General features: G+C 66.1%; 18 protein-coding genes, 1 tRNA gene and 2 rRNA genes. 9 read left to right on the forward strand and 12 right to left on the reverse strand.

Annotated features, from left to right (window positions below; genetic code table 11):
- Positions 1 to 36: 36 nt before the first annotated feature.
- Genes araA through araB form a run of 3 tightly spaced genes read right to left on the reverse strand, consistent with a single transcriptional unit; the run spans position 37 to position 4072 of the window.
- Positions 37 to 1557: an L-arabinose isomerase gene (araA, locus tag AB0280_RS18930; protein ID WP_159632884.1), complete on the reverse strand. Its 1521-nt coding sequence runs from the start codon at positions 1555 to 1557 to the stop codon at positions 37 to 39.
- A gap of 29 nt (positions 1558 to 1586) precedes the next feature.
- On the reverse strand, positions 1587 to 2315 hold the full coding sequence (locus tag AB0280_RS18935) for an L-ribulose-5-phosphate 4-epimerase (RefSeq protein WP_366368324.1): 729 nt from the start codon (positions 2313 to 2315) through the stop codon (positions 1587 to 1589).
- Positions 2312 to 4072 (reverse strand): ribulokinase, encoded by a 1761-nt coding sequence (gene araB / locus AB0280_RS18940; RefSeq protein WP_366368326.1) that lies wholly within the window; start codon positions 4070 to 4072, stop codon positions 2312 to 2314. The genes AB0280_RS18935 and araB overlap by 4 nt, the downstream gene beginning before the upstream one ends.
- Positions 4073 to 4339: 267 nt before the next feature.
- Here araB and chvE point away from each other — a divergent pair, with 267 nt between their 5' ends.
- The 3 genes from chvE to mmsB all read left to right on the forward strand — a co-directional run bounded on the left by chvE (position 4340) and on the right by mmsB (position 8388).
- On the forward strand, positions 4340 to 5467 hold the full coding sequence (gene chvE, locus AB0280_RS18945; RefSeq protein ID WP_224025006.1) for a multiple monosaccharide ABC transporter substrate-binding protein: 1128 nt from the start codon (positions 4340 to 4342) through the stop codon (positions 5465 to 5467).
- A 106-nt stretch (positions 5468 to 5573) separates the two neighbouring features.
- Positions 5574 to 7103, forward strand: a complete 1530-nt coding sequence (gene mmsA / locus AB0280_RS18950; RefSeq protein ID WP_224025004.1) for a multiple monosaccharide ABC transporter ATP-binding protein — start codon at positions 5574 to 5576, stop codon at positions 7101 to 7103.
- A gap of 4 nt (positions 7104 to 7107) precedes the next feature.
- Complete coding sequence (gene mmsB / locus AB0280_RS18955; protein ID WP_307492022.1) at positions 7108 to 8388, forward strand: multiple monosaccharide ABC transporter permease; 1281 nt, start codon at positions 7108 to 7110, stop codon at positions 8386 to 8388.
- Between the two features lie 101 nt (positions 8389 to 8489).
- On the opposite strand, the gene AB0280_RS18960 is transcribed toward mmsB, so the two are convergent.
- From AB0280_RS18960 to AB0280_RS18980, 5 genes are all read right to left on the reverse strand, one after another.
- Positions 8490 to 9740 (reverse strand): MFS transporter, encoded by a 1251-nt coding sequence (locus tag AB0280_RS18960; RefSeq protein WP_307492020.1) that lies wholly within the window; start codon positions 9738 to 9740, stop codon positions 8490 to 8492.
- A 39-nt stretch (positions 9741 to 9779) separates the two neighbouring features.
- Entirely contained in the window at positions 9780 to 11951 is a 2172-nt protein-coding gene (locus tag AB0280_RS18965) for an elongation factor G-like protein EF-G2 (protein WP_366368328.1), read from the reverse strand.
- An 85-nt stretch (positions 11952 to 12036) separates the two neighbouring features.
- Entirely contained in the window at positions 12037 to 12462 is a 426-nt protein-coding gene (locus tag AB0280_RS18970) for a ChaB family protein (RefSeq protein WP_366368330.1), read from the reverse strand.
- Between the two features lie 68 nt (positions 12463 to 12530).
- Positions 12531 to 12607: transfer RNA gene (locus AB0280_RS18975), tRNA-Thr, on the reverse strand.
- Positions 12608 to 12756: 149 nt separating this feature from the next.
- Positions 12757 to 13644: a DsbA family protein gene (locus AB0280_RS18980; RefSeq protein ID WP_366368331.1), complete on the reverse strand. Its 888-nt coding sequence runs from the start codon at positions 13642 to 13644 to the stop codon at positions 12757 to 12759.
- A 178-nt stretch (positions 13645 to 13822) separates the two neighbouring features.
- On the opposite strand from AB0280_RS18980, the gene AB0280_RS18985 reads away from it, so the two are divergent.
- The 4 genes from AB0280_RS18985 (at position 13823) to AB0280_RS19000 (ending at position 19021) form a co-directional block, all read left to right on the forward strand.
- Positions 13823 to 15325: an alpha,alpha-trehalose-phosphate synthase (UDP-forming) gene (locus AB0280_RS18985; RefSeq protein ID WP_366368332.1), complete on the forward strand. Its 1503-nt coding sequence runs from the start codon at positions 13823 to 13825 to the stop codon at positions 15323 to 15325.
- Positions 15315 to 16151 carry a trehalose-phosphatase gene (gene otsB, locus AB0280_RS18990; RefSeq protein WP_366368333.1) on the forward strand — a complete coding sequence of 279 codons (837 nt, stop codon included), beginning with the start codon at positions 15315 to 15317 and terminating at the stop codon, positions 16149 to 16151. The genes AB0280_RS18985 and otsB overlap by 11 nt, the downstream gene beginning before the upstream one ends.
- Before the next feature lie 217 nt (positions 16152 to 16368).
- Complete coding sequence (locus AB0280_RS18995; RefSeq protein ID WP_159632896.1) at positions 16369 to 17451, forward strand: ABC transporter ATP-binding protein; 1083 nt, start codon at positions 16369 to 16371, stop codon at positions 17449 to 17451.
- A 151-nt stretch (positions 17452 to 17602) separates the two neighbouring features.
- Entirely contained in the window at positions 17603 to 19021 is a 1419-nt protein-coding gene (locus AB0280_RS19000; protein WP_142131112.1) for a DUF4032 domain-containing protein, read from the forward strand.
- A 3-nt stretch (positions 19022 to 19024) separates the two neighbouring features.
- Here AB0280_RS19000 and AB0280_RS19005 read toward each other — a convergent pair whose 3' ends face one another.
- Positions 19025 to 20395, reverse strand: coding sequence for an FAD-binding oxidoreductase (locus tag AB0280_RS19005; protein WP_224024996.1), 1371 nt, complete (start codon positions 20393 to 20395; stop codon positions 19025 to 19027).
- Positions 20396 to 20584: 189 nt separating this feature from the next.
- Between AB0280_RS19005 and AB0280_RS19010 the strand changes: the two genes are divergently transcribed.
- Positions 20585 to 22318 carry a glycoside hydrolase family 13 protein gene (locus tag AB0280_RS19010; RefSeq protein WP_425328627.1) on the forward strand — a complete coding sequence of 578 codons (1734 nt, stop codon included), beginning with the start codon at positions 20585 to 20587 and terminating at the stop codon, positions 22316 to 22318.
- 2 nt (positions 22319 to 22320) lie between these two features.
- Positions 22321 to 23376 carry a LacI family DNA-binding transcriptional regulator gene (locus tag AB0280_RS19015; protein WP_366368334.1) on the forward strand — a complete coding sequence of 352 codons (1056 nt, stop codon included), beginning with the start codon at positions 22321 to 22323 and terminating at the stop codon, positions 23374 to 23376.
- Here the strand turns inward: AB0280_RS19015 and AB0280_RS19020 are convergent.
- The 3 genes from AB0280_RS19020 to AB0280_RS19030 form a co-directional block, all read right to left on the reverse strand.
- The gene (locus tag AB0280_RS19020; protein WP_224024990.1) at positions 23373 to 23900 is read right to left on the reverse strand and encodes a hypothetical protein; all 528 of its coding nucleotides are present in this window, start codon (positions 23898 to 23900) and stop codon (positions 23373 to 23375) included. The genes AB0280_RS19015 and AB0280_RS19020 overlap by 4 nt on opposite strands.
- 104 nt (positions 23901 to 24004) lie before the next feature.
- Positions 24005 to 24121: ribosomal RNA gene (gene rrf, locus AB0280_RS19025) — 5S ribosomal RNA — on the reverse strand.
- 158 nt (positions 24122 to 24279) lie between these two features.
- Positions 24280 to 24484: ribosomal RNA gene (locus tag AB0280_RS19030) — 23S ribosomal RNA — on the reverse strand; the annotation flags it as partial.

The raw sequence follows: 24484 nt of genomic DNA on the forward strand, positions 1-24484 counted from the left end.
AGCCGCCGGGGCCGGCACCTCAGCCGTGCCACTGGGTCAGATCCCGCCGGCCAGTTTGTAGTAGGCGGCGTTCCAGTTCAGGTCCTTCTTGAACTGGCGGATGGTGGTGCCTTCGTCGATGGTGAGCAGTTCGGTTTTGGCGATTTCGGCGAAGTCCTCGAAGACGTCCATGCCCACCTGGGTGGAGAGCACGGTGTGGTGGGCGGCGCCGGCGGTCAGCCAGGCGGCCGCCGAGGTGGCGAAGTCCGGCTTTGGCTCCCACAGCGCGCGGGCCACGGGGAGGTTGGGCAGCGGCTGGTCCAGGGGAACGACGTCGACGGCGTTGGCCACCAGGCGGAAACGGTCCCGCATGTCGGACAGGGCGACGACGACGCCCGGGGAGGCGTCGGCGTCGAACACCAACCGGACAGGGTCTTCCTTGCCGCCGATACCCAGGGGGTGGATTTCCAGCCGCGGCTTTGCTGCCGTGAGGGAGGGGCAGACCTCGAGCATGTGGGCGCCCAGGATCTTTTCGGAGCCGGGTTCCAGGTGGTACGTGTAGTCCTCCATGAGGGACGCGCCGCCGGGGAGGCCCGCGCCCATGACCTTGGCGGCCCGGACCAGGATGGCGGTCTTCCAGTCGCCCTCGGCGCCGAACCCGTACCCGGCGGCCATGAGCCGCTGCACGGCCAGGCCCGGCAGCTGGCGGAGGGCACCGAGGTCCTCGAAGGACGTGGTGAAGGCGGCGGAGCCGTTGCCTTCCAGGAAGCTGCGCAGGCCCAGTTCGATCCGGGCGCCGTACCGCAGCGATTCGTGCCGGGCCGCGCCTGCGCGGAGCTCCGGCACCACGTCGTAAAGGTCCTCATACTCGGCCACCAAGGCGTCGACGTCGGACTCTGCCGCACCGTGGACGGCGTCCGCGAGCTCGTTGACGGACCAGGTGTTGACCGCGACGCCGAAGCGCAGCTCGGCCTCGGTCTTGTCACCTTCGGTCACGGCGACGTTGCGCATGTTGTCGCCGAAGCGGGTGAGCTTCAGGCTCCGGACGGCGGCCCAGCCGGCGGCGGCCCGCTGCCAGGAGCCCACTTGGCGGGCCACCTCGGGGTTGGAGACGTGCCCGACGACGGTCTTCCGGGCGATGCCCAGGCGGGACTGGATGTAGCCGAACTCGCGGTCGCCGTGGGCGGCCTGGTTCAGGTTCATGAAGTCGAAGTCGATGTCCGCCCACGGCAGGTCGCGGTTGGCCTGCGTATGCAGGTGCAGCAGGGGCTTGCGCAGCAGGTCCAGGCCCTGGATCCACATCTTGGCCGGGCTGAAGGTGTGCATCCAGGCCGTCACTCCAATGACCGAGTCATCCGAGTTTGCCTCCAGGGCGGTGCGCCGGATGGCATCGGAGTCGGTCAGGACCGGCTTCCACACGATCCGCACGGGCACCGACGAGGAGGCATTGAGCTGGTTGGCGATCTCCTGCGACTGGGCGGCCACCTGCTTGAGGACTTCCTCCCCGTAGAGGTGCTGGCTGCCGGTGAGGAACCAGACTTCGTAGCCGTCGAGGGAGGTGTTTGCTGCGGTGCTCATGGATTCTCCTGGGAAGAGTCTTGGGCCGGTTATTGGCCGTAAACGTTCTGGTAGCGGGCGTAGAGGGAGTCGATGTGGTCCTGGTCGATGGGCAGCGGCTCGCCCAGTTGCCGGGAGATGTGCACGGTGCGGGCCACTTCCTCGCACATGACGGCGGCCTTCACGGCGGACCGGGCGTCCTTGCCGATGGTGAACGGGCCGTGGTTCTGCATCAGGACCGCCGGGGATTTGGAATTCTTCAGCGTCTCCACGATCCCGTGGCCGATCGAGTCGTCGCCGATCAGCGCGAACGGGCCCACCGGGATGGAGCCGCCGAACTCGTCCCCCATCATGGTCAGCACGCACGGGATGGCTTCGCCCCGGGCGGCCCAGGCGGTGGCGTAGGTGGAGTGGGTATGCACCACCCCGCCCACCTCCGGCATGTGCCGGTACACATAGGCGTGCGCGGCGGTGTCCGACGACGGCGACAGCGGCGGGTTGCCCCAGTCCACCGTGCCGCCCCCACCAAGGTTGGTGCCCCTGACCGGGGTGCCGTACAGGTCGGTCACGATCATCTGCTCCGGGGTCAGGTCCTGGTACGAGACACCGGAGGGCTTGATGACCATGAGGTCGGTGCCGGGCACGCGGGCGGAGACGTTGCCCGCGGTCCACACCACCAGGCCATACCGGGTCAGCTCGGCGTGCAGGGCGCACACCTCCGCCCGGACACGGGCGATGGTTTCCAGGAGGCCGGTTCCGGCGCCTGCTGCGGCGCTCATGCGGACACCTCCACGGGTGATTCGGAAACGGAGCCTGCGCCGGAGAGGCCGGTGCGCGCGGCTTTGCGCTGGATGGCCTTGAGCCGGTGCATGACGTCGTTGCCGCCCCTGCCGAAGTAGTCGTGGAGGGCCTTGTATTCCTGGAACAGTTCTTCGTAAGCGGCCGCGTTTTCGGGAATTGGGGTGTAGACCTCCCCGGGCTCGGCGCCCATGGCCGCGGCGGCCGCACGGATGTCCGCGTATTCGCCCGCTGCGACAGCAGCGTGGATGGCCGATCCCAGGGCCGGACCCTGATCCGAGCCGATGGTGGACAGCTGCAGGCCGGTGGCGTCTGCGTAGATCTGCATCAGGAGTTTGTTCTTGAGCAGGCCGCCGGCCACGATGAATTCCTTGACCGGAACCCCAGCGTCGCGGAAGGCGTCCACGATGGTGCGGGTTCCAAAGGCGGTGGCTTCCAGCAGCGCGCGGTAGGTGTCCTCGGGCCTTGTGGCCAGGGTCTGGCCCACCACAATGCCCGAAAGCTCGTGGTCCACCAGGACCGAACGGTTGCCGGAATGCCAGTCGAGCGCGATCAGGCCGTGCTCTCCGATGGCCTGCCGGGATGCCAGTTCGGTGAGGTACTCGTGGATCCCCAGTCCGGCGCCCTCGGCAGCCTGGTGGTATTCGGGCGGGACGCCGTACTTGGTGAACCAGCCGAAGATGTCTCCCACGCCTGACTGTCCGGCCTCGTAGCCCCACAGGCCCGGCACGATGCCACCATCCACGGCACCGCACATTCCCGGTACCTCGCGCAGCTCGCTGCCGTTCATGACGTGGCAGGTGGAGGTGCCCATGATCGCCACCAGCTGGCCGGAGTCCACCGCCTTCGCGGCCGGGGCCGTGACATGGGCGTCAACGTTTCCCACGGCCACCGCGATGCCCTCCGGCAGCCCGGTCCAGGCGGCTGCCTCCGCCGTCAGGGTGCCGGCGGCGTCCCCCAGCTGGCCGATGGTGTGCTCCAGCTTGGAGCTGACAAAGTCCTTGAAGTCCGGGTTCAGGGCGGCCAGGAAATCCTCCGACGGATACCGGCCATCCTGGTAGATGCCCTTGTAGCCGGCAGTGCAGGCGTTGCGGACATACCGGCCGCAGAGCTGCCAGACGATCCAGTCCGCAGCCTCCACCCAGTGGTCCATCGCGGCGTAGGCCTCCGGGTCCTCCTCCAGCAGCTGCAGCCCCTTGGCGAATTCCCATTCGGAGGAGATCAGGCCCCCGTAACGGGGAAGCCAGTCCTCCCCCCGTTCAGCGGCAAGCCGGTTGATCCGGTCGGCCTGGCCCTGCGCAGCATGGTGGCGCCAGAGCTTTACATAGGCGTGCGGGCGGTTGGCGAAGCCGGGCAGTTCGTTGAGGGGCGTGCCGTCCGACTTAACCGGAACCATGGTGCAGGCAGTGAAATCCGTGGCAATGCCGACGACGGCGGCGGGGTCGACCCCGGCGTCCGCCACCGCGGCGGGGACGGCGGTCCGCAGGACGTCCCGGTAGTCGTTGGGCACCTGAAGTGCCCATTCCCCGGGAAGGCGGGCGCCGTCGTCGCCCGCGGTGTCCCGGGGCAGGACGTCGGTAACCACCGCGTGGGGGTACTCATGGACGGCGCTGCCCAGTTCCTTGCCGTCGCGGACGCGCACCACCACGGCACGGCCTGAAAGGGTTCCGTAATCCACCCCGATGACGCAATGGTCATGGCGGGACTCGGAGCCGGGAGTGAACAGCGCATCTGGCATGGGGTTGCCTCCGTCCGGGAGGCATAGGCCTCATTACCGGGTTTGTAGGGGTCAGGGTGTAGCTACGTGCTGCAGCAAGTGTGAACGCTAACAAAGAAGAAGTCAATGAAGCCGAAAAGTTTCCGAAATTCCTGCCGCGCGCTCTTGTTAGCGTTCACAAACCGGTCTATATTGAACCGACACATCAACAATGTGGCCAGGACCAGGGAGCACTGGTGCTGCCTGGTCCACCAACACTTCGCGGCAGTGCTGCCGCGGAAGGAGAAAATGGTGAGAATCAAGAAACTGATGGGCGCGGTGGCCCTCGTCCTCGCCCTGACGGTGGGCGCCACAGGTTGCGGCTCCCGCGGCGGGGCCAGCGAATCCAGCGGTGCCGCCAAGCCCAGTGATTCACTGGTAGGCATTTCAATGCCCACGCAGACATCCGAACGGTGGATCGCTGACGGCGCCAACGTGGAGAAGTCGCTGAAGGACCTCGGCTACAAGACGGACCTGCAGTTCGCCAATGACGATATCCCCACGCAGGTGTCGCAGATCGAGAACATGCTGACCAAGGGCGCCAAGGCCCTGATCATCGCCGCCATTGACGGCACCACCCTGACTGACGTCCTGGCCAAGGCCAAGGAGCAGAACGTCAAGGTCATCGCGTACGACCGCCTCATCAACGGCACGCCCAACGTCGACTACTACACCACGTTCGACAACTACACCGTTGGTGTCCAGCAGGCCACCTCGCTGCTGACCGGGCTGGGCCTCGTTGATGCCAGCGGCAAGAAGGTGGACGGCAAGGGCCCCTTCAACATCGAGCTTTTCGCGGGCAGCCCCGACGACAACAACGCCAACTTCTTCTGGACCGGCGCCATGGACACCCTCAAGCCGTACATGGATGCCGGCACCCTGAAGGTCCCCAGCGGACAGACCAAATTTGAGCAGGCAGCGATCCTCCGCTGGCAGGCACCCGTGGCCCAGAAGCGCATGGAGGACATCATCACCTCCGCGTACAGCTCCGGCACCAAGCTGAACGGCGTCCTGTCCCCGTATGACGGCCTGTCCATCGGCATCATCTCGGCCCTCACCAGCACCGGCGGCTACGCCAAGGGAAGCCTGCCCGTAGTAACCGGCCAGGATGCCGAAAAGGGTTCCGTGAAGTCCATCGTCGCCGGTGAGCAGTACTCCACCATCTTCAAGGACACCCGCCAGCTCGGCGCGCAGGCCGTCAAGATGGTTGATGCTGTCCTCAAGGGCCAGGAACCGGAAACCAATGACACCAAGACCTACAACAACAAGGTCAAGGTTGTCCCGGCCTTCCTGCTGAAGTCCGTGATCATCACCAAGGACAACTACAAGAAGGAACTGATCGACTCGGGTTACTACAAGGACTCCGACGTCAAGTAGTCAGCGTCCGGGGGCTGTGGCCGGACCTCCATCCGGCCACAGCCCCGCCCGCAGCCTCCTGCAGCAGCAGGAAGGCCCAGCTTCGACCAGTCAGTGGGAATTGACGATGAACACACCCATTCTTCAAATGCGAGGAATCACCAAGACGTTCCCGGGCGTGAAAGCGCTGCAGGACGTCACCCTGGATGTGAACCGTGGCGAGGTCCACGCCATCTGCGGTGAAAACGGGGCCGGCAAATCAACGCTCATGAAAGTGTTGTCCGGCGTCTATGCACACAACACCTTCGACGGGGAGATCCTGTTCGAGAACGAACCCTGCAACTTCTCCAGCATCTCGGACAGCGAGAAGCGCGGGATTGTCATCATCCACCAGGAACTGGCCCTGAGCCCGTTCCTCTCCATCGCCGAGAACATCTACCTGGGCAATGAACAGGCCACCAATGGATGGGTGGACTGGCGCAAGACCAACCTCGAGGCAGCCAAGCTGCTGGCCCGCGTTGGCCTGGACGAGAATCCTGTCACCCCCGTGCAGCACATCAGTGTCGGTAAGCAGCAGCTGGTGGAAATCGCCAAGGCCCTCTCCAAGGAAGTGAAGCTGCTGATCCTGGACGAGCCCACGGCCGCCCTCAATGACGAGGATTCCGGCCACCTGCTGGACCTGATCCTCCACCTGAAGGGCCAGGGCGTCACCAGCATCATCATCAGCCACAAACTCAATGAGATCCGCAAGGTGGCGGACGCCGTCACCATCATCCGGGACGGCAGGACTATCGAGACCCTGCGGCTCGACGAAGGCCAGATCACCCAGGAGCGGATCATCCGCGGCATGGTGGGCCGGGACCTGGAGAGCCTGTACCCGGACCGCGAGCCGCGAATCGGCGAGGAAGTGCTGCGGATTGAGGACTGGTCCGTGCGCCATCCCCAGGACCACAGCCGCATGGTGGTCAACAACGCCAACCTCCACGTCAGGAAGGGCGAGGTGGTGGGCCTTGCCGGCCTCATGGGTGCCGGCCGCACCGAACTTGCCATGAGCGTCTTCGGCCGCACCTACGGCACCGCCACCTCCGGCAAGGTCTACAAGTACGGCGAGGAAATCAACACCGCAACGGTGTCCGACGCCATCAGGCACGGCATCGCCTACGCCACCGAGGACCGGAAGCACTACGGGCTGAACCTCATCGAGGACATCAAGCGGAACATTTCCCTGGCAGCCCTGCGCAAGCTCGCCAAGCGCGGCTTCGTGGACAAGAACCAGGAAACCGTGGTGGCCAACGGCTACCGCACGAGCATGAACATCAAAGCCCCGTCGGTGGCCGCCATCACCGGGAAGCTGTCCGGCGGAAACCAGCAGAAGGTGGTACTGAGCAAATGGATGTTCTCCGACCCGGACGTACTCATCCTCGATGAGCCCACCCGCGGAATCGATGTCGGGGCCAAGTACGAGATCTACACGATCATCGCCAAACTCGCGGCCGAAGGAAAAGCCGTGATTGTGATTTCCTCGGAGCTCCCCGAGCTCCTGGGCATCTGCGACCGAATTTACACCCTCGCTGCCGGGCACATCACCGGTGAGGTGCCCATCGCCGAGGCCACACAGGAGACCCTGATGCACTACATGACCAAAGAGAAGGAATAGCGAAATGTCCGCCCTACGAGAATCGCTCGGATTCCTCACCAGCCGCCTCCGCCAGGTCGGCATCTTCGTTGCCCTGATCCTGATCGTCCTGCTGTTCCAGGGACTGACGGGCGGGATCCTGCTGGAACCGCAGAACGTCACCAACCTGGTGGTCCAGAACAGCTACATCCTCATCCTGGCCATCGGCATGGTGATGGTGATCATCGCCGGGCACATCGATCTTTCCGTCGGGTCGGTGGCCGGGTTCATCGGCGCCGTGGCCGGTGTCATGATTGTGCACTGGGGCTGGCCGTGGTGGGCCGCCATCCCCGCCTGCCTGCTGGTCGGCGCCCTGGTGGGTGCCTGGCAGGGCTACTGGATCGCCTACGTGGGGATCCCGGCCTTCATCGTCACGCTGGCGGGCATGCTGATCTTCCGGGGGCTGACCCTCATCACCCTGAAGAACCAGCAGATCACCCCCTTCCCCGCCGAGCTGCGTGCCCTGGGCGGCGGCTTCCTTCCGGACATCTCCGGCGGCACCTCGGTACTGGAATGGCTCACCGTCATCCTGGGCGTCGGCGCCACGGCGGCACTGCTGATCCAGGCCCTCAAGGAGCGCAGGATCCGCCGGAAGTTCGATCTGGAAAGCGAACCCCTGGTCTGGTTCGTCATCAAGACCGCCTTCACGGCCCTGCTCATGCTCGTCATCACCTTCCTGCTGGCGTCCTACCGGGGCACGCCGATCGTCCTGGTGGTGCTGGCCGCACTGGTAATCGCCTACACGGCCCTGATGAACAACAGCGTCTTCGGGCGCCACACGTACGCCATCGGCGGCAACCTCCATGCAGCTGAACTGTCGGGCATCAAGACCAAGGCCGTCACGTTCCGGCTCTTCGTGAACATGGGCGTGCTCTCCGCGCTGGCCGGCCTGGTCTTCACCGCCCGGCTCAACTCCGCCCAGCCCGCAGGCGGAACCGGCTTCGAACTCGATTCCATCGCCGCAGCCTTCATAGGCGGCGCCGCCGTCACTGGCGGCATCGGCACGGTGGCGGGAGCCATGATCGGTGGCCTCATCATGGGCGTGCTGAACAACGGCATGTCCATCCTGGGCCTGGGCACGGACTACCAGCAGCTCATCAAGGGCCTGGTGCTCCTTGTCGCGGTCGGTTTCGACATCTTCAACAAGAACCGCAGCGGTGGCGGCGGCGACATTGGCAAGCGCTTCAAGCTCAAGACCAGCCCTCCGCCGGCAGCAGAGAAGCCGGCGCCGGCCGCCAGCGAAACGGTGGAGGCAGGCATCAAGTAGGAAACACCTCCACCCGTACATGTGTTGGCCCCCGCCGCCCGGACCGAGTCCTGGCAGCGGGGGCCTTCCTGCGTGCGGCCCCGGTGGTTCCGGGCAACTGCTCAGGGGGCAGCCAGGCCTGCGGCAACATCGGCAGGCGAGCGCCGGCGGCGGCTCAGCACGATGAAGGGGGCCGCCAGCAGCTGCACCGCGCCGCCCAGGGCCAGTGACGCCGGGTAGCCGTAGAGGTCTGCGGTCCTCCCGAGCAGCGGTTGCACCACCACTCCCCCGCTGGACCCCATGAGCGAGGCGAAGCTCAGGACGGTGGCCCGCTGCTTCGAGGCGATCATGTCGTTGAGGTACGCCTGGCGCACGGGGGTTCCGGCGGAGGCAACCACCGCCCAGAGCGCCAGGAGCACCAGGGCCAGCCAGAAGATGTGGGTGGCCAGGAGCACCACCAGGACCGCTGAGCTGGTGATGGTGGAGGCGATCAGGATCGTGGTGCGCCGGCGGACCAGCTTCCGGACCAGCGGGGCAAGCCAGCCGCCCACGATGTCCGCGCCGGCAACGATGGCTGCTGCCAGGCCTGCGATGGCGTAGGCCCTGGGATCGCCGAAGAGCTGCAGCAGGTAGGGCTGGAGGGCGTAGAAAACGTAGAATCCCACGCCCTCCGTGAACGGGGCGGCCAGCATCATGAACCGCACCGGGGGGTTCTTCAGTCCGCCGTCCACCGAGGCCTGCAGGACTGCGCGGGTGGCCTGCAGGGGGTGCGCCGACCGCTCGGGGGTGAAGCCGACGTCGTGCATGAGCAGGAAGGCAACAGCGAACATGGCCACCAGCACCGCGACGCGCAGCAGGAACGGCACGCCCAGGTTGGTGGCCTGGGCAATGACGCCGCCCGCTACTGATCCGGCCAGCATGGCGATGCCGGAAACCATCTGGCCCCGGCCCAGGACGGCTTCGAGTCCGCCGTCGTAGCCGGAAAAGTGGAGGGCGTCCACCAGCCAGGCTTCCACGGCCCCCGAGAAGAAGGTGAAGCCAAGGCCCAGCAGTGCAGACACTGCTGCCCACCACCAGAACGGAGCCGACAACTGCCACAGCAGGTAGTAAAGGTAGGTGGACCCGGCCAGGGTCACGGTGCCCAGCAGGAAGGACGTGCGGCGTCCCCAGCTGTCGGCCACCACCCCGGTGGGCACCTCGAAGAGCACCATCCCCGCGGTGAAGAAGGCGTTGGCCGCGAAGGCTTCCAGGTTGGTGAGCCCGGCATCGAGCAGGAAGAGCGTGTTAATGCCCCAAATGAACGACGCCGCAAGGGTGTTTCCCAGCGTCAGCGTCAGGTAGACGTTCTGGATCTTTCGTGCAGCGGCGTTCACCGGCGGCCGTTCCCTTCGGGCTGTTCCTGGCCGGGCGGATCAGGACGGGCTGAAGTTGGGGGGAACGGGGTCGTGCCGCAGGTACTGCCGGCGGAACCGGCCCGTACCTGCCGTCAGGGCCCGCAGTTCCACTGCGTACCGCAGGAGTTCCTGGTCCGGGACTTCGGCGCTGATCTCCGTCAGCCCTTCGCCGGAGGAGGTTGTGCCGGTGAGGCGTCCGCGCCGGCCGGACAAATCGCTCATCACGGTGCCCACATGTTCGTCGGCAACGGTGATGGAGACGGAGGACACCGGTTCCAGGAGCTGGATCTTTCCGGCGGCGGCCGCCTCGCGGAGCGCCAGGGCCCCCGCCGCCTGGAATGCCGCGTCGGAGGAATCGACGCTGTGGGCCTTCCCGCCGGTCAGGGTCACCCGCAGGTCCACCACGGGAAAACCCGCAGACACTCCCCTGTCCATTTGGGCCCGGACTCCTTTTTCGATGGACGGGATGAACGTTCCCGGGATGACGCCGCCCACTGTCTTGTCCACGAATTCGAAGCCGCCGCCGCGGTCCAGCGGTTCAACCTGGATGTCGCACACGGCGTACTGGCCGTGGCCGCCGGACTGCTTGACGTGGCGTCCATGGCCGGTGGCGGGGGCAGCGAAGGTTTCCCGCAGCGGTGTCACCACGTCCACGGTGTGCAGTTTCACCCCCTGTTCCCGCAGCCGGTCCAGGACCACCTCGGCGTGTGCCTCCCCCATGCACCACAGCACCAGCTGGTGCGTTTCAGCGTTCCGCTCCACCCGCAGGGTGGGATCCCCGGCCGCAATCCGGCCCAGGCTGCGGGCCAGCGCATCCTCGTCGCTGCGGGAATCCGCTTCCACGGCAACCGGCAGCAGCGGTTCGGGCATCTCCCACGTGGCCAGCAGCAGCGGGCTTTCCCGGGCGGAAATGGTGTCCCCGGTTTCAGCGCTGCCCAGCTTCGCCAGGGCGCACATGTCACCTGCCACGGAGAAGGGAACAGGCCGCAGGCTGGCACCCAGCGGGGAGTAAATGTGGGTGACTCGTTCATCGGTATCGTGGTCCTGGTGCCCGCGGTCAGCGAGGCCGTGGCCGGCCACGTGGACAGGCGTGTCCTCCTGCAGTGTCCCGGAGAAGACGCGCACCAGGCAGATGCGGCCCAGGAAGGGATCGTTGGAGGTCCGCACTACTTCAGCGGCGAGCGGCCCATCGGGATCGCAGGACAGTCTTCCACCCGGTTCCCCTGCAAGGTCGGTCGTGTCCGGCAGTCTGCCTTCCAATGGTGCCGGGAAGGCGCGCACCAGGACGTCGAGCAGTTCCGCCGTGCCGAGGCCGGTGACGGCGGACGTGGGCAGGACGGGGAAGAACGAGCCGCGGGCGACGGCGGTTTCCAGGTCGTCCGCCAGCACCCCTGTATCGATGTCCTCCCCTTCCAGGTAGCGGTCCATCAGCGTTTCGTCTTCGCTCTCGGCGATGATGCCCTCGATCAGGGCGCCCCGCGCGGCGCCGGCGGCTGCAAGTTCCTCCGGGGCGGCTGGACGGACCTCCGGTGCGGGATCTCCGGAGGAGTAGTCAGTCACCTCCTGGGACAGCAGGCCGAGGAGGCCGGCCGCCCCGCCTTCGGCCGGCACCGGGACGTACAGCGGGAGCACGCCGTCGCCGAACGCTTTCTGGCAGGCGGCCAGGGCGCCGTCGTAATCCGCCCGCGGGTGGTCCACCCTGGTGATGACGACGGCGCGTGGCAGGCTCATGTGCGCGCACTCGGCCCAGAGCGCGGTGGTGGTCGCGTCGATGCCGTCCACGGCGGAGACCACAAAAAGGGCGGCATCCGAGGCCCTGAGCCCCGCCCTCAGCTCCCCGATGAAGTCCGGGTAGCCGGGGGTGTCCAGGAGGTTCACTTTGACGTCGTCGACCATCAGCGGCACCAGGGACAGCGTGACCGAGCGTTGCTGGTGGACCGCTGCCGGGTCCGAGTCGCTGACCGTGGACCCGTCCGCGATGGAGCCCTTGCGGGTAATCACCCCGTTGGCTGCCAGCAGCGCCTCGATCAGCAAGGTCTTCCCGGCGCCGGAGTGCCCCACCAGGGCCACGTTCCGGATCCGGGCCGGGTCCTGCGCCGCGATGCCGGCGGCCTGGTCTGCCCGCTTCGAATCAGGCCCGTTCCTGCCGCCCGCTGCCCGCGCTGACTCCCTGGAGCTCTTCACCGACATTGGAACCTCCTGGCATCATTGCCGACCGGACCGGACGTGTCCTCTGATTCGACACCTTGGGACGGCGGGACGGCAAGAGCACAGGCTATTTGCTGCGGGCTTTGCGGGTAGCGGCGTCGTTGGCCTTCTGGAGGGCGTGGACCAGCTGGTCCTTGTCCATCTTCGAGCGGCCCTTGACATCCAATTCCCTGGCGAGCTTGTAGAGGTGCTCCTTGGAGGCGTTGGCATCGACGCCGCCGGCGGTGGGTTCGGACGAACGGACACCCTGCTCCGCGCGCTTGTCAGAGGGGCCGCGCTTTTCCTTGGGCTCCCAGTGGTCGCCCACCTTCTCATAGCTGTGCTTCAGGGAGGCGTAGGCTGCACGGGCAGCGCGCTCTTCGTCCTGGTCGTAGGACTCAAGGGCGGAATCGTAGGTTTTCGCGAACGTGTCCTGGGCCTTCTGGTCCGAACGCTGCAGGGTCGAGGGAAGCTCGTCCTTGCGGGCATGGTCGTTCTTGCCGGTCTTGGGCATGGCAGCCATCCTCCTTTAGTCAGCAGGCTGATTATTCGGATGGATCCAGCTTAGACCCGGCGTTGGTGTGGAGCCCCCTGTCGGATTCGAACCGACGACCCCCGCTTTACAAGAGCGGTGCTCTGGCCAACTGAGCTAAGGAGGCGTGCCCCTGGGGGCGTGCGCCCGGAAGGCGCTAGATAAGGTTAGCCCAACTCCCGCCGGGCGTAAAAACGCGCCGGAACCGCCGCCGGACGCGGCAGGGGCCCGCCCCGGAGATGATCCGGAGCGGGCCCCTGCCCTGGCTGTTGGCCCTTAGCCCTTGGCCGTGATGGCTGCCTGCAGGAAGTCCGGGAACGGCGTCTGGGCGCTGTCCCCCTTGCCCCACTGCTTTCCGTCCACGAACACCGTAGGCGTACCGGTCACGCCGATCGCCGCTGCTTCCTTGGTGGTGAACTTCACGAACGGACGGTAGGTCTTGTCATCCACGCAGGAGTCGATGTTCACGCCCATGTCGGAGGCCATCTTCTTCAGGTCGTTGTCCGACAGGCCTGCGCTGCCCTCCGCAGGCTGCTTGGCAAACAGCGCGTTGACGAAGTCGGAGTACTTCTCCGGTGATGCGTTGACCACGCAGGCCGCGGCGTTGGCGGCGCGGGACGAGTAGTTGGTGGTTGACCGGCTGTCCAGGAAGCCGAGGGCACGGTATTCCACGGTGATCTTGCCGTCATTGCGCAGCGAGGTGAGCTGGTCGTTGTACTGGGCCTCGAAGTTCTTGCAGACGGGGCAGATGAAGTCGATGTAGAGGACAACCTTCACCGGCTTGCCGGCTTCCGCCTCGGCACCCGGGGCCACTACCTCGGCGGGCGGAGTCTTCGGGGCATCCCCCACGGAAGCCGCGTCAACGGTTGCCGCTTCGGTCTTGGCCACGCCCGTGTTGGCCAGCAGGGTCACGCCGCCGTGGGCGTTGGCATTGGCCGGAACGGGGCCCTGGTCCGCAACCGGTGCGTTTTGCTTGAGGCTGTTGGTGACCACCAGGGCCACCACCACCAGGATGGCCACGACCGCCGCCACGATACCCCAGCCGATCAGCATCTTGTTGCGCTTGTCCTTCTTTACCTGCGCTTCGCGGATCAGGCGCGCTTTTTCCCGCGCCTCGGCGGTTCGCTCAGCCTTGGACTTACGTACTTCGTTTGCGGGGCTCATGAGTTCCTTGGGTCGGTCGACGTAGGGGGACCACTTGGTGGCACCCCAACATTTTAGGGGAGAAAGCTGAGAGCTTGCGGGTTCAACCATTCTTCCGGGTTGACCAACGGACGAATAGCCCCGATGATTCCGTCCGGCTAGGGTGGCTTAGAGGCACAAGCAACCCCAGGGGGCCGCAATGCAAACACCCGTCCAGGAAAAACCAGCCGGAACAGCTACGGCCGGCAGTTCCGGTTCCGGCCACGCCGGCCATACCAAGTACGACTTCATGGTGGTCTCCAACAGGCTGCCCGTCGACCGGGTGGCGCCGGGGGACGACAGCGATGACGGCTCCGGCTGGCGGCGGTCGCCCGGAGGCCTGGTGACCGCCCTGGCACCGATGATGACCAAGACGGACGGCGCCTGGGTGGGCTGGCATGGTGCCCCTGACGAGACGGTCGAGCCATTCAGCCACGGCGGCATGGACCTCGTTCCAGTACAGCTCAGCACCGATGACGTGGAGCTGTACTACGAAGGGTTCTCCAACGCCAGCCTTTGGCCGCTGTACCACGACGTCATTGCCCCGCCGGAGTTCCACCGCACCTGGTGGGACGCCTACCGCCGGGTTAACCGCAGGTTCGCCGACGCCGTGGTGCGCCACGCGGACCAGGGGGCCACCGTGTGGGTTCAGGACTACCAGCTGCAGCTGGTGCCCCGGCTGCTGCGCGAAGCACGGCCTGACCTGCGGATCGGCTTCTTCAACCACATCCCGTTCCCGCCGCCTGAGATCTTTGCCCAGCTCCCCTGGCGCCAGGCCATCATCGACGGCCTGCTGGGTGCCGACCTGGTGGGCTTCCAGCGGCCCAGCGACGCTGGAAACTTCATGCGCTCCGCGCGCCGCTTCCTGGGTGCCAGCGTCAAGCAGCAGCAGGTGCACGTCAAGGACCACAACGGCCAGCTGACCCACATCGCGCGGGCGCAGGCCTTCCCCATCTCCATCGACGTCAAGCAAATCACAGAACTCGCTGCCAGGCCGGACATCATCGAACGCGCCCGGCAGATCCGGCAGGACCTTGGCAACCCCAAGACCATCCTGCTCGGCGTGGACCGGCTGGATTACACAAAGGGCATCCGGCACCGGCTGAAAGCCTTCGAGGAGCTCCTGGCGGACGGCCGGCTCACGGTGGGCGACGCGACCCTCATCCAGGTCGCCTCCCCCAGCCGGGAGCGGGTGGAACAGTACCGGCTCCTGCGCGAGGAGGTGGAAGGCACCGTTGGACACATCAACGGCACCTACGACACCCTCGAAAACACCGCCGTCCGCTATCTGCACCACAACTACCCCGTGGAGGAGATGGTGGCGCTGTACCTGGCCGCGGACGTCATGCTGGTCACCGCCCTGCGGGACGGGATGAACCTCGTGGCCAAGGAATATGTCACCGCGCGCAACAACAACGATGGCGCCCTGGTCCTGAGCGAGTTCGCCGGGGCGGCCGACCAGCTGAAGCAGGCGCTGCTGATCAACCCGCACGACATCGCCGGCCTGAAGAACACCATCATGACCGCCGTCGAACTGACCCCGCGGGAGGCCTCGCGCCGGATGAGGGCCATGCGAAAGCAGATCCTGGACCACGACGTGGACCACTGGTCCGCCGACTTCCTGCGCGCGCTGAATGAAAAGGTGGTCCGCGATGACTCCTGAGGGCCGCCGCGCCAAGGCGCCGCTGGCGCTCTCCCCGGAACTGCGGGAGGCCCTGCGCCGGATCGCCGGCACGGAGCACCTGCTCGTGGCCATGGATTTTGATGGCACCATGGCGCCCATCGTGGGCCGCGCACAGGATGCGCGGCCGCTTCCGCGGTCCGCCGCAGCGTTCGCGGGCCTCGCCGTGCTGCCACGCACGACGACGGCCCTCATCTCCGGACGCGCCCTCGCCAGCCTGCGGGAGGTCGCCTCCCCGCCGGTCGACACGTTGCTGATCGGCAGCCATGGCGCCGAGGCGTGGCTGGGGCCGGGCTCCACCGAACTGGCCCTTGAAGAGGACCAGAAGGCGCTCCTTGAAGAGGTCCGCGCCGAGTTGGCCGGCATCGTCGCCGAGGCGCCCGGCACCTCCCTGGAGGACAAGCCTGCCGGCGTCGTCCTGCATACCCGCCAGGCGGAGGACGACGTGGCAGAAGATGCAGTGGCGGCAGCACGGTCGGTGCTCCAGGACCGCAAGGGAGTCTTCCTGAAGGAAGGAAAACGCGTCCTGGAGATTTCGGTTGTCAATGCCTCCAAGGGCGAAGGTGTCACCTTCCTGCGGCAGGCCACCGGGGCCACTGCCGTGCTGTTCGCCGGCGACGACGTCACGGACGAGGACGCTTTTGGCCGGCTCGAACCGGGCGACGTGGGGGTCAAGGTAGGTCTTGATTTCACCCAGGCCCAATACCGGGTGGAGGCTCCCGTCCACATTGCGGAACTGCTGGAGGCCCTGCTCCAGGAGCGGAGCATCGCGGTTGCCGAGGAGGATCCGCAGGCCGCGTCAGGTTAGGACGTGGCCGGCGGCACATGTGACGTTCGTAACATTTTCGCAAGGAAGCGCAACCTCTGGCATACTCTGTGTGTGATGTGGCGCACAACCAGCGTGCGGCGTCATTTTGTGCCCCGGGCTCAGGCTCGGAGCACTTTGCAGGAACAAAACTGAATAAACATGAACCATTCACAACGGATCGTCCGGCACGTACCTGCCGGTGAAGGGATTGATAACTGTGGCTACAGTTACTTTTGATAACGCTACGCGTCTGTACCCGGGCACAGATAAGCCCGCCGTCGATAAGCTCAACATCGACATCGCCGATGGCGAATTCCTGGTCCTCGTGGGACCCTCCGGTTGCGGCAAGTCCACCTCCCTGCGCATGCTCGCAGGACTGGAGGACGTCAACGCCGGCCGCATCCTGATCGGTGACCGTGACGTTACCGATGTTCCGCCGAAGGACCGCGACATCGCGATGGTTTTCCAGAACTACGCGCTGTACCCGCACATGACTGTGGCCGACAACATGGGCTTCGCCCTGAAGATCGCCGGTGTCTCCAAGGAAGAGCGCGCCGAGCGCGTCCGCGAAGCCGCAAAGCTCCTTGACCTTGAGCAGTACCTGGACCGCAAGCCGAAGGCACTCTCCGGCGGCCAGCGCCAGCGTGTTGCCATGGGCCGCGCCATCGTTCGTAACCCCCAGGTCTTCCTCATGGATGAGCCGCTGTCCAACCTGGACGCCAAGCTCCGCGTCCAGACCCGCACCCAGATCGCGTCCCTGACCCGCCGCCTCGGCGTCACCACCGTCTACGTGACGCACGACCAGGTTGAAGCCATGACCATGGGCGACCGCGTGGCCGTGCTGAAGGACGGCCTGCTGCAGCAGGTGGACACCCCACGCAACCTCTACGACCGCCCCAAGAACGTCTTCGTTGCCGGGTTCATCGGCTCCCCCGCCATGAACCTGCTGGAGCTTCCCGTGGTGGACGGCGGCGTCCAGTTCGGCGGCACCGTCTACCCCGTGCCGCGCGACGTCCTCGAAGAGGCACACGGCTCCACGGTCACGCTGGGCAGCCGTCCCGAAGACCTGGAAACCGCTCCCCAGGGTGAAGGCCTGAAGGTGGAAGTGGACGTCGTCGAAGAACTCGGCGCCGACGCCTACGTCTACGGCCACACCAACCTCGACGGCAAGGACCACGACATCGTGGCCCGCGTCGACGGCCGCCGTCCCCCGATGAAGGGCGAGGTCATCTACGTCCGTCCGCAGTCGGGCCACGTGCACCTCTTCGACACCAAGACCGGCCTGCGCCTCGGCGACTGATTCCTTGGCTCCGGCGGTTGGGCCTGGCACAACCGCCGCTTGTCCGACGGCGGCCCGCACCTTTTTCGTAAACGGTGCGGGCCGCCGTCGGCCTTTAACGATGTCCGGGCGAAATTTAGCCGCCCTGCCCCGAGTACGGAAGAATTGACCCATGACCGAGGAATACAGCGCCCAGTGGCACGATGAACCCACCGACTACGCGCAGATCGGTAAACTGCCGCGGTTCGTGGCAGCCAGTGCCGATGACAACAAGGCAGCCTCGGTAGCATCGTCGCTGAATATCACTGCGGCAGCGGCGGATCCCGAACTGCTGGACCTGCCGTGGCACATCGCCCTCGAGGAGTGGCCGGCGCAGTACCTCGCGGCACTCCCCCGAGGCATCTCCCGGCACATCGTGCGCTTTGCCCACCTGGGCGGCTCTGTCATCGCCATTAAGGAAACCTCCGAGCACGTGGCCCGGCACGAGTACCACATGCTCCGCAAGCTGGCCCGCTTCGATGTGCCGTGCGTGGAGCCGGTTGCGGTGATCACCGGGCGCACCACCCCCGACGGACGCCCGCTCAACCCGGTCCTCGTGACCCGGCACCTGAAATTCTCCATGCCCTACCGCGCCCTCTTTTCCCAGATGCTGCGCAAGGACACCCTCACCCGCCTCATCGACGCGCAGGCCCTGCTGCTGGTGCGCCTGCACCTCATCGGTTTTTACTGGGGCGACGTCTCGCTGTCCAACACGCTGTTCCGCCGCGACGCCGGCGCCTTCGCCGCGTACCTGGTGGACGCCGAAACGGGCGAGCTTTACCCCGACCTCTCCACAGGGCAGCGCGAATACGACCTTGAAATTGCCCGGGTCAACATCGCCGGCGAACTGATGGACCTGCTGGACGGCGGCCTCATCGAGGAGAAGGTGGACCCCGTGGCCACCAGCGAGCTGATCATGGACAGCTACCGGCGGCTGTGGGCTGAGCTGACCGAGAAGGAATCCTTTGAACTGGGCGAACGCTGGCGGGTGGGCGCCCGCATCCGGCGCCTGAACGAGCTCGGCTTCGACGTCGAGGAATATGCCATCAAAACCACCCAGAACGGCTCCACCATCCAGCTGCAGCCCAAGGTGGTGGACGCAGGGCACCACCAGCGGCGGCTGCTGCGGCTCACCGGCCTGGATGCGCAGGAGAACCAGGCCCGCCGCCTCCTCAACGACATGGACTCGTTCCGGGCGGACAACAACCCGGAGATGGATGAGGAATACAGCGCCCACCTGTGGGTGAGCCAGATCTTCGAGCCGATCGTGCGCTCCATCCCCCGGGACCTCTCCGGCAAGCTCGAGCATGCCGAGGTGGTGCACGAGGTCCTGGAGCACCGGTGGTACATGTCGGAGAAGCAGGAGCGCCATATTCCGCTGGCAGAGGCAGTGCAGTCCTACATCGACTCGATCCTCCGGCACCGCCGGGACGAGGCCGCGATCATGCTGAACCCGGACACCGAACTGCTGAAGATCCTCGAGGTGGAAAACGAGGAATCCCGCTACGGTGCCGATGAGTCAGAGGACGAATACCCGGATTCGGACGACTGAGGCCTAGATCGCCTTTCCGGGGTTGAGGATTCCGGCAGGATCGAACAGCTCCTTGATCCTGCGCTGGAGTTCCCGGACCGGCTCCGGTTGCTCCTGGCCAAGCCAGCGCAGCTTGTACTGGCCCACGCCGTGCTCCCCCGTGATGGTTCCACCCATTGCCAGAGCGGCGGTAATGGACTCGTCCAGGGCCACCTGGAGCCGCTCCATGGCGCCGGCTTCAACGTCGGGGCCCTGCCGGTCGATCCAGAATGTGGGGTGCAGGTTCCCGTCGCCGGCGTGTGCCACCACCTTGAGGTGCACCTGCTGGGCGGCGGCCATGGCCTCGAGTGCCGCGACGTAGTCCACCAGGCGGGAGCGGGGAACAGCGACGTCTTCGCCCACGCGGTACTCGTCGTCCACCTCGGTGCCCCTGCTGTGCCGTCGCAGCTCCACCAGCCGCTCGGCTTCGGCGCTGGCCTCGGTGCTGACGGCGGCCCCGCCTTCGCGCAGGACCTGCCGCACCACATCGGCTTCCGCGGCAGCCCCAAACCCGTCTGTCTGGATCAGCAGCAGTGATGTGCCGCGTGCGGTGAGGTCGGAGCCATGGATGTCGTCGAGCTGGGCCAGTGTGCCGCCGTCGAGCAGTTCCATGATGGCGGGCTGGACGCGGGCCCTTCCCACCGCCAGGACGCCTGCGGCGGCAAGCCTGAAGTCCGGGTAGAACGCGGCAATGGTGTGTACTTCCCGGGGCAGGTACTTCAGCCGCACGGTAATTCCGACGACGATGCCCAGCGTGCCCTCGGACCCCACGAAGAGGCCCGTGAGGTCATAGCCCGCCACGCCTTTGAAGGTCTGGTGGCCGGTGTGGATGAGGGAGCCGTCCGCAAGAACGACATCCAGGGCCAGGATCGAGTCCCGGGTGACCCCATACTTGGCGCAGCGCAGGCCACCGGCGTTGGTGGCAACGTTGCCACCGATCGTGGAGCTCCGGAAGCTGGCAGGGTCCGGCGCGTACATGAGGCCATGCTCTGCGGCCGCTTCATTCAGGACGGCATTGACCACACCGGGCTCCACCATGGCGGTTTCATCGTCCGGGTTCAGGGCGAGGATCCGGTCCATCCGCTCCAGGGAGAGGATGATGCAGTTGGTGGTGGCATGGGCACCGCCGGATACACCCGTTCCGGCGCCCCGGGGGACGATCGCCACCCCGCTGCCGAGGCAGGCTTTCACCACCGCCTGCACGTCCGCCACTGATTCGGGGAACACCACGGCCAGCGGAAGCTGGAAGTCGATCACGGGCGCCTGATCTACGGCGTACCGGCGGAGCGGGACCTCGCCCGTGTCGACCTGACCCGGCGCCAGGAAGGCTTCCAGCTCGTCAACGATGCTTCCCACAAAGCCTCCACCCGTCGTCGGACATACCTTCACAGTCTAGGTGCGCTGCCGGCTGATGCCGCGGCTACCCGCCCGTGTAATCGTTTCCAGTTCCCTTGCTGTGCATGCATTCGCCTGCGCGATGAGCGCCGCGAAACAATTATGGAAGCGTTTTCAGTCAATCGGCGTGACGCAGCTATGCTGACTTCCATGTCTGTCGAAACTGTGACCCAGGACACTCTGGCTTGTGCCGGGCCCCTGACGCTCATCCATGCTGCTGACACCGCTCCAGGCTGGTGGCGCTCTGCTGTGATCTACCAGGTCTACCCCCGGTCCTTCCGTGACTTAAACGGCGACGGCATTGGCGACTTGGCCGGAATTACCCAGGAGCTCCCGCATCTCGCAGACCTGGGAGTCGATGCAGTCTGGCTCTCGCCCTTCTACCGTTCCCCGCAGCGTGACGCCGGCTATGACGTCAGCGACTACTGCGACGTGGACCCGGTCTTCGGTACGCTGGCCGACTTCGACGGCATGATGGCCGAATCCCACCGCCTGGGCCTGCGGGTCATCGTGGACCTGGTGCCCAACCACTGCTCCGACCAGCACCCGGCATTCCAGGCAGCCATTGCCGCGCCGGCCGGAAGCCCCGAGCGGGACATGTTCATCTTCCGGGACGGGACCGGCCACGACGGACAGGAACCACCCAACAACTGGCAGTCCCACTTTGGCGGACCTGCCTGGACTCGGGTGGCAGGAACTGACGGGCAGCCGGGGCAGTGGTACCTCCACCTCTTCGATTCCTCGCAGCCGGACTTCAACTGGGACAACCCCGCCGTCCACGCAGAATTCGAACGCGTGCTCCGTTTCTGGCTGGACCGCGGCGTCTCAGGTTTCCGGGTGGACGTCGCCCATGCGCTGGTCAAGGCCCCCGGACTGCCCGCCTGGGGCGGCCGCGCCGACGGCGGCAGCAGCGACGGGTACCCGGGCCATGAGGCTCCCATGTTCGGCCAACCAGCTGTCCACGATATCTACCGCACATGGCGGCTGATCCTGGACGAATACGGACCCGACCGGATCCTCTGCGCCGAGGCCAGCGTGGACCTGCACCGGCTGGCGCACTGGGTCCGGCCCGACGAGATGCACCAGGCGTTCAACTTCCCGTACCTCCACGCGGGCCTGGACGTCTACCGCCTCCGCTCCGTCATCACCGATTCCCTGACAGTCCTCGACGGGGTAGGTGCTCCCAGCACCTGGGTACTGTCGAACCATGACGTGGTCCGCCACGCCAGCCGGTTCGGGTACAACGGGCTTGGTCCGCGGGACGGCGACGGCATTGGCCCGGCAGATCACCAGCCGGACCATGATCTTGGCCGCCGCCGCGCGGCCGCTGCCTCGATGTTCATGCTGGGACTCCCCGGCGCCGCGTACCTGTACCAGGGCGAAGAGCTCGGGTTGCCGGACGGCATCGACATTCCTGACCACCTGCGCCAGGACCCCACGTTCGCCCGCACCGGCGGCCAGCGGCTGGGCCGTGACGGTTGCAGGGTGCCGCTGCCCTGGCGGGGCGGGGACCCGCACCTGGGGTTTGGCTCGGGCAGCGACCCCTGGCTGCCCATTCCTGCCACGTTCAAGGCGCTGGCGAGGGACCTGCAGGCGGAATCACCGTCGTCGCACCTGTCCCTGTACCGTGACGCCCTGGCCTTCCGCCGGGAGCTGGACCTGGGCAGGGGATCCTTGTCCTGGGCCGAGGACTGGTGCACCGGCTACTCCCTGGGCTACCTGAACGGCACTACGCTGGTGGTTATGAACCTGAACCACGAGCCGCTGGAAATGCCTGCGGGACATGTCCTGATCCGCAGCCTGCCCGCAGGTGCGGGCCGCGCCCTTGCCTCCGGTGAGACCGCGTGGATCCAGCTTGGACCGGACGCCGCAGCAGCCCTCTGACCGTGGCAGGCATCAAAGAAGTTGCCAGCCGGGCCGGGCTGTCGGTGGCCACCGTCTCGCGGGCACTGAGCGGCAAGTCCAACGTCTCTTCCAAGAGCCGCCGGCTGGCCCAGGAGGCTGCCCGGGAACTCGGGTTCGTTCCGTCCTACCACGCGTCGAGCCTCGCCTCAGGGCGGAACCACAACATCGGGCTGGTGGTACCCAACGTCCAGCGCTGGTACTTCTCTTCTGTACTGGAAGGCGTTTCCGAAACCCTGCTCGATGCCGGCTATGACCTGACGCTCTATAACGTGGGTGAACAGCCGGAGCGGCGCAACAGCATCCTGACCGACTTCCTGCTGCGGAAACGCCTGGATGCGGTAATCGCCGTGGCGCTGGTGCTCAGTGAGGAAGAGATCGGGCAGCTGCTGGCCGTGCACCGTCCCATCGTGGTGATCGGAGGCGCCCTGCCCGGGGCGTCCACCATCAGGATCGACGACGAGGGCCTGGCGAAGATGGCCACCAGCCATCTGATTGGGCTGGGACATACCCGGATTGCGCATATCACCGGGGACGCGGGGCTGAACAGGGACTTCAAGCTTCCTCAGCTCCGGCAAAAGGGCTTCGCGGCGGCCATGGCGGCAGCAGGGCTTGGGTTTCGGCCCGAGTGGCATGCCACTGCCGACTTCACCATCCAGGGCGCTTACGCGGCAGGCCGCCGGCTGCTGGGAACACCCACCGAACGGCCCACGGCAGTCTTTGCCGCCTCCGATGAGATGGCGGTGGGCGTCATGCTTGCCGCGCGCGACTTCGGCCTTCGGGTTCCGGAGGATCTCTCCGTGGTGGGGATTGACGGGCACGAGCTGGCAGAGACCTTCGGGCTGACCACTGTGAGCCAGGACCCGCGGGGCCAGGGGAAGCTGGCGGCCGCGACTGCTTTGGCCCTGCTGGAGGGCGCCGGCAGGCATCCCGACGGCGGTCCGGCAGTTACGGCAGCCCAGGACCAGGAATACCCTACGGAATTCGTGATCCGGCACAGCACCGCCGTACCACCGGACGTTGCCGCGAGGATGGCCTAGGACAGGCCTTCGGAAGGGGCGGCATCCGTTGGGTCGCCGGCACCCATGAACCGTGCAAACCGTTCCAGGATCAACGGCCACGCCTCCACATAGGCTTCGCGGGCGGCAACCGGGTCCTCGGCCCCTTCCCAGCCCTCATGGAAGACCCGGACCTCCGTTTCCGCCTCAACGGCGCGGAACACCACCAGGAGCTCGGTGGACCACAGCGCCGTGGTTCCGGGGTGCCAGGAGGCATGGAAGGACAGCGGCGGCTGCCAGTCATCGAGGGTCCCCCAGATGCTGGTGCGGCCATCGTCAGCCGTCTCAAGGATGAGGTTCTCCTCGAACTCCACATAGGAGCCGGCCCCATAGACGCCGTGCCGCTCCAAGGGCCACCACAGGTGGGCGTGGTCGGTGAAGCCTGCGAAAGCCCGGGCCACCGGTCCCGGTACGCGGACGGTGTTCACCACGGGTTCCAAGGGATCTGAGGCCTGGCGGCCGTCGTCTTGGGAGGGGTCCTGGGCGTGGCTGAAGATGCTGCTCATGAGGGTCAATCCTACCCGCGGACCTTTGGCCGTCCGGCGGCACCGGTCTTGGGGTTAAAGTCGAAGGGCCCTGACAATCCTTGTCAGGGCCCTTCGTAATGTATGTCCGGCGGTGACCTACTCTCCCACACCCTCCCGGGTGCAGTACCATCGGCGCTGTGGGTCTTAGCTTCCGGGTTCGGAATGGGACCGGGCGTTTCCCCCACGCTATGACCGCCGTAACCCTTGTACCCGAACCCCGCAGGGGGTTGGGAAGTCTTGTGGTTACAACATCCCTGCCCGTGGGCAGGGGGTGGTGTTGTTATTTAGTTGTTTGGTTCCGCCAACAGGGTTGTTGGTTGGGAACCACATAGTGGACGCAAGCAGAATGTTTTTCTGTGTGGTGTAAGTTATTGGCCTATTAGTACCGGTCAGCTTCACGAGTCGTTAGTCCTCGCTTCCACATCCGGCCTATCAACCCAGTGGTCTGGCTGGGGGCCTCTCACACATAATGTGTATGGAAATCTCATCTTGAAGCGAGCTTCCCGCTTAGATGCTTTCAGCGGTTATCCCATCCGAACGTAGCTAATCAGCGGTGCACTTGG

This window comes from Pseudarthrobacter sp. 902506025 (genome assembly GCF_040702325.1).
Classification (GTDB): domain Bacteria; phylum Actinomycetota; class Actinomycetes; order Actinomycetales; family Micrococcaceae; genus Arthrobacter.

Coding starts and splice junctions, on each gene's coding strand:
- araA (WP_159632884.1), bottom strand. CDS start 1,557: ATGAGCACCGCAGCAAACACCTCCCTCGACGGCTACGAAGTCTGGTTC.
- AB0280_RS18935 (WP_366368324.1), bottom strand. CDS start 2,315: ATGAGCGCCGCAGCAGGCGCCGGAACCGGCCTCCTGGAAACCATCGCC.
- araB (WP_366368326.1), bottom strand. CDS start 4,072: ATGCCAGATGCGCTGTTCACTCCCGGCTCCGAGTCCCGCCATGACCAT.
- chvE (WP_224025006.1), top strand. CDS start 4,340: ATGGTGAGAATCAAGAAACTGATGGGCGCGGTGGCCCTCGTCCTCGCC.
- mmsA (WP_224025004.1), top strand. CDS start 5,574: ATGAACACACCCATTCTTCAAATGCGAGGAATCACCAAGACGTTCCCG.
- mmsB (WP_307492022.1), top strand. CDS start 7,108: ATGTCCGCCCTACGAGAATCGCTCGGATTCCTCACCAGCCGCCTCCGC.
- AB0280_RS18965 (WP_366368328.1), bottom strand. CDS start 11,951: ATGTCGGTGAAGAGCTCCAGGGAGTCAGCGCGGGCAGCGGGCGGCAGG.
- AB0280_RS18970 (WP_366368330.1), bottom strand. CDS start 12,462: ATGCCCAAGACCGGCAAGAACGACCATGCCCGCAAGGACGAGCTTCCC.
- AB0280_RS18980 (WP_366368331.1), bottom strand. CDS start 13,644: ATGAGCCCCGCAAACGAAGTACGTAAGTCCAAGGCTGAGCGAACCGCC.
- AB0280_RS18985 (WP_366368332.1), top strand. CDS start 13,823: ATGCAAACACCCGTCCAGGAAAAACCAGCCGGAACAGCTACGGCCGGC.
- otsB (WP_366368333.1), top strand. CDS start 15,315: ATGACTCCTGAGGGCCGCCGCGCCAAGGCGCCGCTGGCGCTCTCCCCG.
- AB0280_RS19000 (WP_142131112.1), top strand. CDS start 17,603: ATGACCGAGGAATACAGCGCCCAGTGGCACGATGAACCCACCGACTAC.
- AB0280_RS19010 (WP_425328627.1), top strand. CDS start 20,585: ATGTCTGTCGAAACTGTGACCCAGGACACTCTGGCTTGTGCCGGGCCC.
- AB0280_RS19020 (WP_224024990.1), bottom strand. CDS start 23,900: ATGAGCAGCATCTTCAGCCACGCCCAGGACCCCTCCCAAGACGACGGC.